Source organism: Latilactobacillus sakei, from assembly GCA_002953655.1.
Taxonomy (GTDB): domain Bacteria; phylum Bacillota; class Bacilli; order Lactobacillales; family Lactobacillaceae; genus Latilactobacillus; species Latilactobacillus sakei_A.
Genome location: CP025839.1, coordinates 1,231,921 through 1,245,833, shown reverse-complemented (window position 1 = coordinate 1,245,833; position 13,913 = coordinate 1,231,921). Strand labels below are relative to the sequence as shown.

Annotated in this window: 12 protein-coding genes; 11 read left to right on the top strand and 1 reads right to left on the bottom strand. The window is 40.4% G+C overall.

Annotation, left to right across the window (positions count from 1 at the left end):
- From C0213_06125 to C0213_06105, 5 genes are all read left to right on the top strand, one after another.
- Positions 1-1,047, top strand: a complete 1,047-nt coding sequence (locus C0213_06125; protein AUX12008.1) for a peptidase — start codon at positions 1-3, stop codon at positions 1,045-1,047.
- Between the two features lie 76 nt (positions 1,048-1,123).
- Positions 1,124-1,828 carry a competence protein ComEA gene (locus C0213_06120; GenBank protein ID AUX12007.1) on the top strand — a complete coding sequence of 235 codons (705 nt, stop codon included), beginning with the start codon at positions 1,124-1,126 and terminating at the stop codon, positions 1,826-1,828.
- Positions 1,829-1,885: 57 nt separating this feature from the next.
- Positions 1,886-2,374: a ComE operon protein 2 gene (locus C0213_06115; protein AUX12006.1), complete on the top strand. Its 489-nt coding sequence runs from the start codon at positions 1,886-1,888 to the stop codon at positions 2,372-2,374.
- Complete coding sequence (locus tag C0213_06110) at positions 2,371-4,638, top strand: DNA internalization-related competence protein ComEC/Rec2 (GenBank protein AUX12005.1); 2,268 nt, start codon at positions 2,371-2,373, stop codon at positions 4,636-4,638. The genes C0213_06115 and C0213_06110 overlap by 4 nt, the downstream gene beginning before the upstream one ends.
- Positions 4,635-5,663 carry a DNA polymerase III subunit delta gene (locus C0213_06105; GenBank protein ID AUX12004.1) on the top strand — a complete coding sequence of 343 codons (1,029 nt, stop codon included), beginning with the start codon at positions 4,635-4,637 and terminating at the stop codon, positions 5,661-5,663. Before C0213_06110 ends, C0213_06105 begins: the two co-directional genes overlap by 4 nt.
- Positions 5,664-5,731: 68 nt before the next feature.
- On the opposite strand, the gene C0213_06100 is transcribed toward C0213_06105, so the two are convergent.
- On the bottom strand, positions 5,732-5,986 hold the full coding sequence (locus C0213_06100) for a 30S ribosomal protein S20 (GenBank protein ID AUX12003.1): 255 nt from the start codon (positions 5,984-5,986) through the stop codon (positions 5,732-5,734).
- Positions 5,987-6,264: 278 nt separating this feature from the next.
- Between C0213_06100 and C0213_06095 the strand changes: the two genes are divergently transcribed.
- The 6 genes from C0213_06095 to C0213_06070 all read left to right on the top strand — a co-directional run bounded on the left by C0213_06095 (position 6,265) and on the right by C0213_06070 (position 13,897).
- On the top strand, positions 6,265-6,534 hold the full coding sequence (locus tag C0213_06095; GenBank protein AUX12002.1) for a 30S ribosomal protein S15: 270 nt from the start codon (positions 6,265-6,267) through the stop codon (positions 6,532-6,534).
- Positions 6,535-6,761: 227 nt separating this feature from the next.
- Positions 6,762-8,480: an RNase J family beta-CASP ribonuclease gene (locus tag C0213_06090; GenBank protein ID AUX12001.1), complete on the top strand. Its 1,719-nt coding sequence runs from the start codon at positions 6,762-6,764 to the stop codon at positions 8,478-8,480.
- Positions 8,481-8,568: 88 nt separating this feature from the next.
- A complete protein-coding gene (locus tag C0213_06085; GenBank protein ID AUX12000.1) occupies positions 8,569-9,516 on the top strand; it encodes a hypothetical protein in 948 nt (315 codons plus the stop codon).
- A 222-nt stretch (positions 9,517-9,738) separates the two neighbouring features.
- A complete protein-coding gene (tuf, locus tag C0213_06080; protein AUX11999.1) occupies positions 9,739-10,929 on the top strand; it encodes an elongation factor Tu in 1,191 nt (396 codons plus the stop codon).
- Between the two features lie 209 nt (positions 10,930-11,138).
- Complete coding sequence (locus C0213_06075) at positions 11,139-12,434, top strand: trigger factor (protein ID AUX11998.1); 1,296 nt, start codon at positions 11,139-11,141, stop codon at positions 12,432-12,434.
- Between the two features lie 209 nt (positions 12,435-12,643).
- Positions 12,644-13,897 carry an ATP-dependent Clp protease ATP-binding subunit ClpX gene (locus C0213_06070; GenBank protein ID AUX11997.1) on the top strand — a complete coding sequence of 418 codons (1,254 nt, stop codon included), beginning with the start codon at positions 12,644-12,646 and terminating at the stop codon, positions 13,895-13,897.
- Positions 13,898-13,913 lie beyond the last annotated feature (16 nt).

Below are 13,913 nucleotides of genomic sequence, written 5' to 3'. Positions count from 1 at the left end.
ATGCCAAAAAATAAGAAACTGACAAAACGATTAATTGCAATCGTGGGTTTAATCATTGTTGCAGTTGTTTGTTTAATGCCCACTGGCTATTATATTGAAGGAACCGGGACTGCAGAAAATACCAGCCAATACGTCAAAGTCGATGGTAAACATGATCACCAAAAGGGTCATTTTATGTTGACGACGGTTGGTGTCAGAGGACCGGTGACGCCGTTGCAATTATTATTGTCCAAGACACAACCTTTTACGGAAATTGAAAGTCGCGATGAATTGATGGGTAACGAGGATACCGAAGCTTACGAACAGATTCAAAAGTACTATATGGATAGTTCGATTAACGCGGCCGTTGAAGCTGCTTATAAAAAAGCAGGTAAAGCCTACCATACGAAGTATCTGGGCGTATATGTAATGTCAATGTTAGATAAGTCTGCTTTTAAGGATGACTTGGCAGTTGGTGATACGATTACCGCGATTGATCATCATCAGTTTAAAAATGCCAATGCTTTTGTGAAGTATGTCCAAGGTTTGAAAGTTGGTCAAAAGGTCACAATTAGTTATCAGCATGGTAAGCAACAGCAAACAGCAACGCATCGTTTGATTAAACTACCAGGCACACACCATCCGGGCCTAGGCATTACGTTGACTGACCATTCTAAAATCGAAACTGATATTCCAGTTAAAATTGATGCCGGTGATATTGGGGGCCCATCTGCCGGCTTGATGTTTACGTTGCAAGTTTATAATCAATTGACGAAGCAAAATCTCCAAAAAGGTCGCAAAATTGCGGGAACCGGCACGATGGCCGCTGATGGTACTGTAGGTGCGATTGGGGGAATCGATAAAAAGGTTCTGGTTGCTAGTCAAGAAGGGGCCACAATCTTTTTTGCACCAGATGATCCGGTAACGAAGGCGATTTTGAAGGTTGACCCTGATTACCAAAATAATTATACAATCGCTAAGAACGCAGCTAAAAAAATTCATACTAAGATGAAGATTGTACCGGTCAAAACCTTAGATGATGCGTTAACTTATTTGAAAAATCATTAAAAAAGTTTGCCGATTTTTATTTTCGGCAAACTTTTTTGTGTTTTTAGACGTATATAAGAGTAAGGAGGTGACGATGATGTGGCAAGATTATTGGCAGCGATATCGCCGTTTTTGGTGGGTCCCGTGTTTAGTGCTATTGGGCATCATAGGCGGGGGCTTTTATTGGCATAAAACCCAACAAAAACAAAAAGTAACGCATAATGAGCAACTGCTAGCAATGAGCGCTTCTAAAACAAAGCCGGCTGCTAAAAAGACACACCAAGTGACAACTAAGAAAAAAGGGGGTTTTGTGGATATTAAAGGTGCTGTAGCTTATCCGGGTATTTATCCAATCACGGTCTCTGAAACACGTTTATTTGAGGTGCTCAAAAATGCGGGTGGTCCGACTGAGGCAGCTGAGACCAAACGACTTAATCTAGCCCAGAAGTTAACGGACCAATTGATTATTTATATTCCTAAAAAAGGTGAGGTGGTCACTGATCAAGAATTGATTCAGGCCCCACAACAAGTTGCAACGGCTAGTGAGCGTGCATCAGAACAAGCGCCAACTGGAACGAGTCCCAATGCGTCGAGCACGAGTGACACCGCTAAAATCGATTTGAATCAGGCTGATAGTACCCAACTGCAAACCCTCAATGGTGTTGGCCCCAAAAAAGCTGAACAAATAATTGCTTATCGTGATGAACAAGGGAAATTTAAGCAGATTGAAGATCTGCAAAAAGTCGGTGGGATAGGACCGAAGACGTTTGAACAATTGCGGTCACAAATTTGTGTGAATTAGTTTTATCAAGTGGTATTTTTGCTATACTAGAAAGAAACAATTAAAAGGAGCATGATGATGGCCAATAAGAGAATGCCTTGGAATCAGTATTTCATGTTACAGTCGGTTTTATTATCGATGCGCAGTACCTGTCCGCGTCTATTTGTGGGGGCACTTGTGATTCGTAATCGGCGGATTATTGCCGGGGGTTACAACGGCTCGGTAGCCCATGAAGATCATTGTATTGACGTTGGCTGCTTAATGCGGGATGGTCATTGTCTCAGAACCATTCACGCTGAGATGAACGCTTTAACGCAATGTGCCAAGTTCGGGGTTCAAACCGAAGGCGCTGAAATTTATGTGACACATTTCCCTTGTTTACAATGTACGAAATTAATTATTCAAGCGGGTATTAGTAAGATTCATTACCAAAAAGATTATCATAATGATCCTTACGCGCTAAAATTAATTGAAAAATCAGGGATTGAACTTGATCAAGTTGATTTGTCAGTTGATGATGCACACACACTCGTTAATTTCTTGGAGAACGAACAAGCGACTGAATGAAAAACAACTGGATTTATCTAGTTATTTGTTTAATCAGTTTAAATAGCTTAATGCTTGGGGGGCCATCTTGGCTAACCTGGGGCTTGGTATTATTGGCTTTTGTTAAATTATTCAGTCTTCGGCAAACTCAGATAACGATTGTGACGCTCGGTTTATGTCTTGTTTATGGCGGCCGTTTTTGGATAAGCTACCTTAGTGTGACACAACCACAACCACCGGTAGCGCAGTATTTTAAGGCGCAACCGGATACGATTCAAGTCGCGGGTGATAGTGTTCAGTTAACAGCGGTTGGCCAACAAGATGGGCAGCGCGTTAAGGCTTATTATCGCTGTCAAACATTCGCCGAGAAGCGGCGCTGGCAGCAGGTCCGACAACCCGTTTTGTTCTATGGGGCAAAAGATTTTAAACGCATACCAGGTGCTACCAATGAGAATGAGTTCGATTATGCGCGTTTTTTAGCACAACAGAAGCGCTGCTTTTACCAACTGACGTTAGCCAAAGAAACGACTTTTGCGCTAAGACGCCCTAGGAGCGGTTTGGATTGGTTACATTATTGGCGCCAAACGTGTGCGCTGTATTTGCGTAAATTACCAACAGCACTACGGTTTCATGCGCAGACGTTGTTGTTGGGGTTGCGGGAAGTACAAGTTGACCATTACCAGGTTGTTTTGGGCCGCTTAGGGATTATTCATCTCTTAAGTTTATCAGGGTTGCACGTGTTTTATTTAGTGCAAGTCATTCGGTGGTGTGCGACTTATTGCCACATACCGCGTGAGTGGTTAAACTGTATGTTATTTGGGCTATTGCCGGTATACGCCTTATTGGTAGGTGGGACGACGAGCATTAGTCGCGCGATTGCGCTTATTTTATGTCGCTTACTTTGCGAACAGTTGGGTATCCGGCAATCAAGATTAGATAGTTGGAGCTTGGTGTTACTCGTCAATTTATTTTGGCAGCCTTATTTACTGCATAGTATGGGCGGGATTCTAAGCTATCTAATGGCTTTTGCGCTCATTTATGTTGGTGAGGGTAGTACGTTTAAAGTTGCTTACTGGCTAAGTTTATTGAGTTTGCCGGTTTGCTTACGGTTTAATTATCGCTGGCATGTGCTAACGATAATGATGAATACCTTGGTAACGCCTATCTATCTGCCCATTGTGCTAGGTTTGGTGATTGTAGCGAGTGTGATGTTACCTGTTAGCAATCTAGTGGTTAACGGATGTGAGTGGTTGTTACAGTTGATTTACAAAGGCTTAGGACTAGTCGCTCAAATTCCCCATGCGATGATTACGTTTGGTAAAATACCATTATTACCGTTACTATTGATTGTGACGGTCAGCCTCTTGTTAATCGATGGCCAGGCAATTAGTAATCAGTGGCGTAAACGGCTGAAACGCACATTAGCAAGTTTATATTTGGTTAGTTTTTTAGTGATTCATTTTAATCCGACTGGTCGAGTGGTCATGTTTGATATCGGCCAGGGTGATAGTTTGTTGATTCAGACGCCGTTTAACCGGCATCAGCTTTTAATTGATACTGGTGGCCGCCTAGCGCTACCGCAAGCAGCTTGGCAACGACGGGCACAGGTTTCGCGGGCGGAAAAAGTAACGGTTAATTACCTCTATAGCCAAGGGATAGACCATATTGATGCGGTGGCACTTTCTCATCAGGATGCCGATCATATTGGTGATTTGAATCAGGTTTTGAAACAAATTCGTGTTGATCGAATCATCTGTGCTGCTGGGTTACCACAAAATCGGCAATTTCAAAGGCAAATACGACCGTTTTTAGCAACGGTGCAGATCGAGCCTTATTTAGCCGGGACTGCTTTTAAAGTCGGGTCGCAAAAGTTTAACGTCTTAGCACCGACTAAGCCTGGAAAAGGCGAAAATAGTGATTCGTTAGTTTTACAGGCACAAATTGGCGGGGCCAGCTGGCTGTTTACAGGAGATTTAGAACAAGAAGGCGAACGGGCGATTGTCGAGCGGTATCCACAGTTAACCGTCGATTATTTAAAAGTTGGCCATCACGGTAGTAAAACGGCTAGTGACCCTACCGTGATTAAAAAATGGCACTTAAAAGGCGCATTAATCTCAGCCGGCAGAGAGAATCGTTACGGTCATCCGCACCAGGAAACTTTGACGACTTTGCAAGAAGCCAAAGTGCCTTATTGGCTAACGGCGCAGCAGGGCATGTTAACCTGGTCATACGGTCCCGGTCAAAGTGAGAAACTGCAAACAACAATAAAGGATAGTGAAAAATGACAATTGAACAATTACAAAAAGAGATTCAACAAAATCAATTAGCACCGCTTTACCTGGTTTTAGGGCAAGAGTCAGCGTTGATTGAAAAAGCGCGGCAGCTCTTTAAACACTATCTACCAGAAGAAGAACAAACGATGAATTTTGCGAGCTATGATTTAGCAACGACCGATGTGGCGAATGCTTTGGATGATGCAGAATCAGCCCCGTTTTTTGGTGAGCGGCGAATTGTCTTTATGCAAAATCCCTATTTTTTAACGGGTGAAAAGGTTAAAAATAAGCTCGATCAGGATTTAGTTCGTTTCCAAGCCTATTTAGAAAAGCCACAACCAACAACGAGTGTGGTGCTATTTGCGCCGTACCCTAAGTTAGATGAGCGAAAAAAAATCGTGAAGCAATTAAAAAAGGTTGCTTCATTAGTTTCGGTTGAAAAAGTGAATGAGCGCCAAGTACAACAGTTGGTAACCGCTGAGTTGAAACAACAGGGGATGCAGATTGAAAATGAAGCACTAGCCTTGTTGATTAGTAAAACCAATAGTGATTATAGTCAAATCATGGCCGAATTACCGAAATTAATGCTGTACGCACAACAAACTAAACAGATTACGACAACGGCGGTCGCTGAATTGGTCAGCAGCAGTATTGAAGATAACGTCTTTTCATTAGTCCCGCTTGTTTTGCAGAAAAAAGTGGGCCCCGTTTTGACGATGTATCATGAATTACTACTCCAAAAAGAGGAACCGCTCAAAATTAACGCGATTCTGATCGGTCAATTCCGCTTATTATTACAAGTTAAAATTTTATTTGAAAAAGGGTATAGTCAGGGCAATTTAGCCAGTGTTTTAAAAATTCATCCGTACCGAATTAAATTGGCGATGCAACAGATTAAACATTTTTCAAAGCAAACTTTAGCGCAAGCTTATTTAGGATTAGAAGAAATCGAAGTTAAAATTAAAACTGGGCAAGGACAACCTGAATTGTTATTTGAACTGTTCATGCTCCAATTTGCCGCTAAAAAAGTGGCATAAGATACAAAAAAATAGGCCCGACTAAAACGAAAACGTCTTAGTCGGGCCTATTAAAATATTGGTTAGAATTACTTAGCCATCATTTTGTTTAAACGTGACTTGTCACGGCCAGCTTTGTTAGCATGGATTAAGCCTTTTGTTGAGGCCATATCAATAGCGCGTGTAGCAGCTTTTAATAGGTCTGCAGCTTCTTCGTTACCAGCAGCTTGAGCAGCTTTGAACTTTTTGATTGCTGAACGCATTGTGCTTAATTGAGAAGCGTTTCTGTTGTTTGCTTTTTCAATTGTTTTCACACGTTTCATAGCAGATTTAATTTGTGGCATGGTTGTTCACCTCCGATGGGTTTCACTATCTTTATAAAAAAGATTTTTAATTTCAACAGACGTTATTATACCAAAATAGTGTAGGAGATTGCAATAAAAACTTGTAAAGTATTTAAACTTGACTGCTTAATGAATTTGAACTTAGCCTTGCTTTCAACATAATTTTTTAGTAAACTAAGACAGTGCTTTAAAAGTACAAACCCGTTACTCTGTTTAGCGACGTTCACCCGACGCTATTCGTTGTTTCGGGCAATATAATTGAAGGGTGGAAATTAGCAATGGCTATTTCACAAGCAAGAAAAAACGAAATCATCAATGAATATGCACGTCACGAAGGCGATACAGGTTCAGCAGAAGTCCAAATCGCTGTCTTAACTGCAGAAATCAACTCATTAAACGAACATTTATCTGTTCATAAGAAAGATCACCATTCATATGTTGGTCAAATGAAGAAAATCGGTCACCGTCGTAACCTTTTACGTTACTTACGTGACAACGATATCCAACGTTACCGTGAATTAATCAAGAGCCTTGGCTTACGTCGTTAATTCAACCTTCAAAAGCAAACAGTCTTTATGGCTGTTTGCTTTTTTTGTGCGCTTTTTTAATGTGAATTTGAAAATGTAAGGCCTTTAGTAATCAAAAGCTGTTAGTTTGTTTAAATTGTGATAAAATATGTATTAGACTTTAAAGCGGATGAGTTTTAAACGAAAGTAACACTCAAAAAAACAAATAATAGTTTGAAAGTAACCCTTTCAATTTTAGAGGTGAAAGAATGAGTAATATTAAGATTATGCCACTTGGTGGTGTACGCGAGAACGGTAAGAATTTAAACGTTGTGGAAGTTAACGACGAAATTTATATCCTAGATTGTGGGTTAAAATACCCAGAAACTGAATTATTAGGGATTGATATTGTGATCCCAGATATGACTTATTTAGAAGAAAATGCAGAACGTGTTGCTGGGATTTTCCTAACACACGGTCACGCTGATGCAATTGGCGCCTTGCCATACTTCTTGAAAGGCCATGATGTACCTGTCTTTGGTTCTGAATTAACAATTGCGCTCGCAAAAATTACGGTCAGCAGCGAACCGAAGTTACGGCATTTCAATAATTTCCACGTGATTAATGCCAATACAGCAATTGATTTTGAACAAGCGACGGTTTCATTTTTCAAAACAACGCATACCATTCCAGGTTCACTCGGGATTGTTGTGAAAACAGATGAAGGTCAAATTGTTTATACTGGGGACTTCAAGTTTGATCAATCAGCACTACCAATGTATCAAACGGATTATGCCCGGTTAACTGAGATTGGTCAACAGGGCGTGTTAACCCTATTGAGTGATTCCGCTAATGCGGAATCACCTTTTGAAACGGCTAATGAACGCGATATTGCCGAATCAATTTTAGAAACATTTAAATATCAAAACGGGCGGATTATCGTGGCTTCAGTGGCTTCCAATATCCTCCGTATTCAACAAGTTATCGATGCCGCTTATAAAACAAACCGGAAGGTCGTTTTAACAGGCCGCGATTTGGAAAAAATTGTGCGGACAGCAATGCGTTTAGAAATGTTAACCTTGCCAGATGAAGACATCTTAGTGCAACCTAAAGCGCTAAGTACATTAGCACCTGAGGAAACGGTAATCCTTGAAACAGGCCGGATGGGTGAACCAATCAAAGCCCTTCAAAAGATGGCAACAAGCCATCACCGCTTAATCCATATTGAACAAGGAGATCTTGTTTATTTGACGACATCTCCTTCACATGCAATGGAAACCATCTTAGCGAAGACTAAAGATATGATTTATCGCGCAGGTGGCGAGGTCAAAGCTGTCGGTGATGATCTACACGCTTCAGGTCATGCTAATAAAAATGATCTACAATTAATGTTGAATTTACTTCATCCGCAATTCTTAATGCCGGTTCAAGGTGAATACCGACAAATGGCTGCGCATGCGGATATTGCCCATGAAACCGGGATGGATTATAAGAATATCTTTATCGTCGGTAAGGGTGATATTGTCGCCTATGACAATGGTAAGATGCATGTTGGGGGCCAAGTTGATGCCACTGATGTGATGATTGATGGTAGTGGCATTGGCGATATCGGCAACATTGTCTTGCGCGACCGTAAATTATTGTCAGAAGATGGTATTTTTATCGCCGTTGTGACAATCGACCGGAAGAATAAGAAGATTATTGCTGAACCAAAAGTAACGGCAAGAGGTTTTGTCTACGTTAAAACAAGTAAGGATCTCATGGCAGAGAGTTCAGAAATCATTAAACAAGCTGTTCAGAACAATCTTGATAATAAAGAATTTGACTGGAGCCATTTGAAACAAGACGTTCGTGAAAATTTAAGTCATTACTTATACGAACAAACAAAACGACGCCCAGTTATTTTACCGGTAATTATGGAAATTAATCAAAATCACCGTCGTCAAAAGAAAGACACTAAACCAGTAGTTGAGAAAAAACAAGATTAATTAAGTGATGACACTTAAAAAAGGGCCGGATAAAGGATTATTTATCGGGGCCCTTTTAATTTAGTGTTTTTAAAGAGGAGAGGTCATTATGGGAGAAGTGACGGCACTGCCGAATCAATTTGAAAACTTGATCCGTTTAGGCAAAGTAGCGCTTAATCAGCGCCGATGGCCAGAGGCAATAGCCCATTTAGAGGCTGCTTACGAGCTACAACAGACAACGGTATTAAACCTTTTATTGGTCAGCGTACTGGTGGCTGCTGGCGATAATCGGCACGCCTTACAATTAGCATTTGAGAAGAAGGCCTTCTATACCAATGAGCCCGATTTAAGGTTGCTATATAATGCGCTACTCATTGATAATCAACACTTCATCGCGGCCAACGAATTGTGGGCTACTGTAGAGGCGACTGACGTGTTTGAACAGCAGACCAAGCAAAAGGGACAAGAGACGTTAAAAACGGCTGAAAAAGCCTATCAAGTGGCTGAAAAGCAGACAATTAAGAAGCGGCAAGAACGACTTTACAACCTTACAACCGGTGATTTCCAGGACCAACAACAACGACTTGATGAAGCAGAATTATTACCACTAGCTGATTATTTACAGGGTGTGTTACCAATTTTGGTGAATCCGTACAGTCATCCATTTGTAAAAACGACGGTCTTAGAAACACTCGTTCGTCTGCGGTATTCAAAAGCAGTGACGATTAATTGGTTTGAACAAGTACGAGAAGTGGTTCCCGGCGAGCTAGAATTGATGGCTAATCGGCCCATTTTAAAATTAATTCAAAAAACAATTCAGAATATCTTAGCCCAACAAGATCCCATCATCCTCGAAGCGGCCTTAGCGGAGTGTCAAATGACGTTTGCTTATCTTTATCCCTTCGAGGAAACAGTCATCGATAATCCTGAAGAATGGGGCCAGGCACTGATTCAGCAATTAGGACTGTCTATGTTTGAGCCAACAGTTCAGATTTCAGAAAAGACGATTCAATGGCTAAAAAAATTGCAAGAATTAACAGAAGAACTAGTCTTTTAGGGCTAGAAAACAACGATTTTATGCGTAAAATAATACTTTTTTTAAGGTTTAAGTGTTTACAAACGCGCTCATAGCAGATATAATCATTTTTGAATTCTTTAAGCGTAAAAAAACACTTTGATTTTAACGCTTGAAGTATTATAATATTACGTAAAGGATTATCAGTATTAGTGAAATGCTATACGCTGATTTTTTCTTGCGAAAATACAGGAGGTTCGTTTAATGGCAGAAAAAGCACATTACGAAAGAACAAAACCCCATGTTAACATCGGTACTATCGGACATGTTGATCATGGTAAAACAACTTTAACAGCAGCAATCACAAAGATGTTGGCAGACAAAGGCTTGGCTGAAGCTCAAGACTATGCAAACATCGATGCTGCTCCAGAAGAAAGAGAACGTGGTATCACTATCAATACAGCCCACGTTGAATACGAAACAGAAAACCGTCATTATGCACATATTGACGCCCCAGGACATGCTGATTACGTTAAAAACATGATCACTGGTGCTGCTCAAATGGACGGTGCCATCTTAGTTGTTGCTGCAACTGATGGTCCTATGCCACAAACTCGTGAACATATCTTGCTTGCTCACCAAGTCGGTGTTGATTACATCATCGTCTTCTTGAACAAAACAGATTTAGTTGATGATGATGAATTAACGGACTTGGTTGAAATGGAAGTTCGTGAATTATTATCAGAATATGATTTCCCTGGTGACGATATTCCAGTTATCCGCGGTTCAGCACTTGGTGCATTGAACGGCAATGCTGACGACGTTAAAGCTGTTGAAGAATTAATGGCTACTGTTGACGAATATATCCCAACTCCAGAACGTGACACAGACAAACCATTCTTGATGCCTGTTGAAGACGTATTTACGATCACTGGTCGTGGTACTGTTGCTTCAGGTCGTATCGATCGTGGCCAAGTTACTGTCGGTGACGAAGTTGAAATCGTTGGTCTTAAAGAAGAAGTTGCTAAAACAACTGTTACTGGTTTGGAAATGTTCCGTAAGACATTGGATCAAGGTCAAGCCGGCGATAACGTTGGTGCTTTATTACGTGGTATCGACCGCGAAAGTATCGAACGTGGCCAAGTTTTAGCTAAACCTGGTTCAATCCAAACTCACATGAACTTCAAGGGTGAAGTTTATATCTTGAGCAAGGATGAAGGTGGTCGTCATACACCATTCTTCTCAAACTATCGTCCTCAATTCTTCTTCCATACAACTGATGTTACAGGTGTTATCGAATTACCAGAAGGTGTAGAAATGGTTATGCCTGGTGATAACGTAACATTTACTGTTAACTTGATCTCACCAGTTGCTATTGAAAAGGGTCTTAAGTTTACTGTTCGTGAAGGTGGCCGTACTGTTGGTGCCGGTGTCGTAAGTGAAATCTTAGACTAATTTTCAGTTAGTTGAATTAAAAAACTCGTAGTGTAAAAGCTGCGAGTTTTTTTATACATAGGATTCAAACAATAATGCGCTTTAATCGCTAAAAAAAACGGATTTTATCGGTTTTTTAGACCAATAAATATTTACAATTTAGGTCAAATAGTTTATGCTGATTAAGTATGCAATTGATAGATTGTGAATATAACTGTCGGAGGGAAATTATGTCAGCAAAATGGGAAAAAAAGGGCGCCAATGATGGTGAACTTACCTTTGAAATTGATTTAGATAAAATTAGTGAAGGTTTAGACGTAGCGTTCAAACGTGTCCGTAAAAACATCAACACACCTGGATTCCGTAAAGGAAAAATGCCTCGCCAAATCTTTAACAAGATGTACGGTGAAGAAGCACTTTACGAAGATGCCTTAAATGCTGTTTTACCAGAAGCATATGAAGCAGCTGTTGCAGAAACAGCAATCGAACCCGTTGATCAACCACAAATTAACGTTGAAAAAATGGAAAAAGGCGAACCTTGGGTTCTTACTGCTCAAGTTACTGTTAAACCAGAAGTTATTTTAGGTGACTACAAAGGCTTAGAAGTGCCAAAACAAAGCCGTCGGATTACAATTAAGGACGTTGAACAAGAACTTGAAACACGTCGCGAACGTCAAGCTGAATTAGTACTTAAAGAAGATGCAGCAGCAGAAAATGGCGATACAGTCGTTATTGATTATGCTGGTTCTGTTGACGGTGTACCTTTTGATGGTGGCCAAGCAGACAACTACTCATTAGAATTAGGTTCAAACTCATTCATTCCTGGTTTTGAAGACCAATTAGTTGGTCACAAAGCTGAAGAAGATGTTGACGTTAAAGTCACATTCCCTAAAGATTACCAAGCAGAAGAATTAGCTGGTAAGGAAGCGATCTTTAAGGTTAAGATTCACGAAGTTAAGGGTAAGGAATTACCAGAACTTGACGACGAATTTGCTAAGGATATCGACGAAGACGTTGATTCATTAGACGAATTAAAAGAAAAAATTCGTGAAGAATTAAAGAAACAAAAAAATGATGCTGCTGACGCTGCTATCCAAGATACAGCCGTTGCTAAAGCAACAGAAAACGCAACAATTCCTGAATTACCTCAAGCAATGATTGACGAAGAAATCAACAGTCAATTACAACAATACTTAGGTAATATGCAACAACAAGGTATCAACCCAGAAATGTACTATCAAATCACTGGTACAACAGAAGATGATTTGAAGAAACAATTCGCTGGTGATGCTGACAAACGCGTTAAGACAAGCCTTGTCTTAGAAGCTGTTGTTGAAGCTGAAAAGATCGAAGCAACTGACGAAGAAGTTGCTGCAGAACTTAAGAGTTTAGCAGAACAATACAATATGGAAGAATCAGCTGTTCGTAGCGTCTTATCAGATGACATGTTAAAACATGATATCGGTGTTAAGAAAGCTATCGAAGTGATTGCTGACTCAGCTGTTGAAGTGAAAGACGCTAAATAATTAGCTAATTAGATGAGCTTTAATCGGTTCTAAAAGCGGGTTCAAGGTGACTACTTTGAACCCGCTTTTGTGTTATATGGTGTTAAAAACGGATTACTTTCATCTCACGCGATGATGTGATATAGTCTTAATTACATTTCTAAGCGGTCTGAGATGACTAATATTAGAAATCTGCTATGATAGATATATAGGAAGGGGAGACTCCCAGTATGTTAGATGATACAGAAACAACGAATGGCCCTGTTACTTGTTCATTTTGTGGTAAATCACAAGATCAAGTAAAGAAGATTGTGGCCGGCCCTGGTGTTTATATCTGTAATGAATGTATCGATCTTTGTAAAGAAATTATCGATGAAGAATTTAAAGATGAAGCTGTTAATGACTTATTAGAAGTACCAAAACCACGCGAAATTCTTGCAATTTTAAATGATTATGTCATTGGTCAAACAGAAGCTAAAAAGGCGCTCTCAGTTGCCGTTTATAACCATTACAAACGGGTTAACCAAATGACCGTTGCTGAAAAAGGTGATACTGAACTTCAAAAGAGTAATATCGCTTTAATCGGGCCTACTGGCTCAGGTAAGACATTCTTGGCCCAAACCTTAGCACGGATCCTCAACGTCCCATTTGCGATTGCAGATGCCACCACGTTGACGGAAGCCGGGTATGTTGGTGAAGATGTCGAAAACATTCTTTTGAAGCTCTTGCAAAATGCTGATTTTGATGTTGATCGCGCTGAACGGGGCATTATTTATATCGATGAAATTGATAAAATTGCCAAGAAGAGCGAAAACGTCTCAATTACGCGTGATGTTTCTGGTGAAGGGGTGCAACAAGCCCTCTTGAAGATTCTTGAAGGAACAATTGCTAGCGTGCCACCTCAGGGCGGTCGTAAGCACCCCCAACAAGAATTGATTCAAATCGACACAACCAATATTTTATTCATTATTGGTGGGGCCTTTGATGGCATCGAAACAATCGTTAAAAACCGTTTAGGTGAAAAGACAATTGGTTTTGGTAGCAAAGCGGGCCAAGCAGTTGATGAAAATCAAAGCTTGATGCAACAAATCGTGACGGAAGATTTAATGCAATTTGGGATTATCCCTGAATTCATTGGTCGGATTCCAATCACGGCTGCCCTTGAAAAATTAACTGAAGACGACTTAGTTCGGATCTTAACGGAACCTAAGAACGCCTTAGTTAAACAATATAGTAAATTAATGGCTTTAGACGATGTTGAATTAGAATTCACGCCAGAAGCATTACATGCGATTGCGCATCTTGCAATTGAACGTAATACTGGGGCGCGTGGTCTTCGTTCAATCATTGAAGAAGTGATGATGGATATGATGTTTGATGTACCAAGTCGCGAAGATGTTGTCAAAGTCTTAGTGACAAAAGAAGCCGTTGATGGCACTGCTAAACCACAACTTTTCTTAGCTGATGGTCAAGAAGCGTCATAATGACTATGAAGTTGTC

Bases quoted from the DNA above. Each gene is read 5' to 3' on its own strand.
- C0213_06125 (AUX12008.1), top strand. From the start codon at position 1: ATGCCAAAAAATAAGAAACTGACAAAACGATTAATTGCAATCGTGGGT.
- C0213_06120 (AUX12007.1), top strand. From the start codon at position 1,124: ATGTGGCAAGATTATTGGCAGCGATATCGCCGTTTTTGGTGGGTCCCG.
- C0213_06115 (AUX12006.1), top strand. From the start codon at position 1,886: ATGGCCAATAAGAGAATGCCTTGGAATCAGTATTTCATGTTACAGTCG.
- C0213_06110 (AUX12005.1), top strand. From the start codon at position 2,371: ATGAAAAACAACTGGATTTATCTAGTTATTTGTTTAATCAGTTTAAAT.
- C0213_06105 (AUX12004.1), top strand. From the start codon at position 4,635: ATGACAATTGAACAATTACAAAAAGAGATTCAACAAAATCAATTAGCA.
- C0213_06100 (AUX12003.1), bottom strand. From the start codon at position 5,986: ATGCCACAAATTAAATCTGCTATGAAACGTGTGAAAACAATTGAAAAA.
- C0213_06095 (AUX12002.1), top strand. From the start codon at position 6,265: ATGGCTATTTCACAAGCAAGAAAAAACGAAATCATCAATGAATATGCA.
- C0213_06090 (AUX12001.1), top strand. From the start codon at position 6,762: ATGAGTAATATTAAGATTATGCCACTTGGTGGTGTACGCGAGAACGGT.
- C0213_06085 (AUX12000.1), top strand. From the start codon at position 8,569: ATGGGAGAAGTGACGGCACTGCCGAATCAATTTGAAAACTTGATCCGT.
- tuf (AUX11999.1), top strand. From the start codon at position 9,739: ATGGCAGAAAAAGCACATTACGAAAGAACAAAACCCCATGTTAACATC.
- C0213_06075 (AUX11998.1), top strand. From the start codon at position 11,139: ATGTCAGCAAAATGGGAAAAAAAGGGCGCCAATGATGGTGAACTTACC.
- C0213_06070 (AUX11997.1), top strand. From the start codon at position 12,644: ATGTTAGATGATACAGAAACAACGAATGGCCCTGTTACTTGTTCATTT.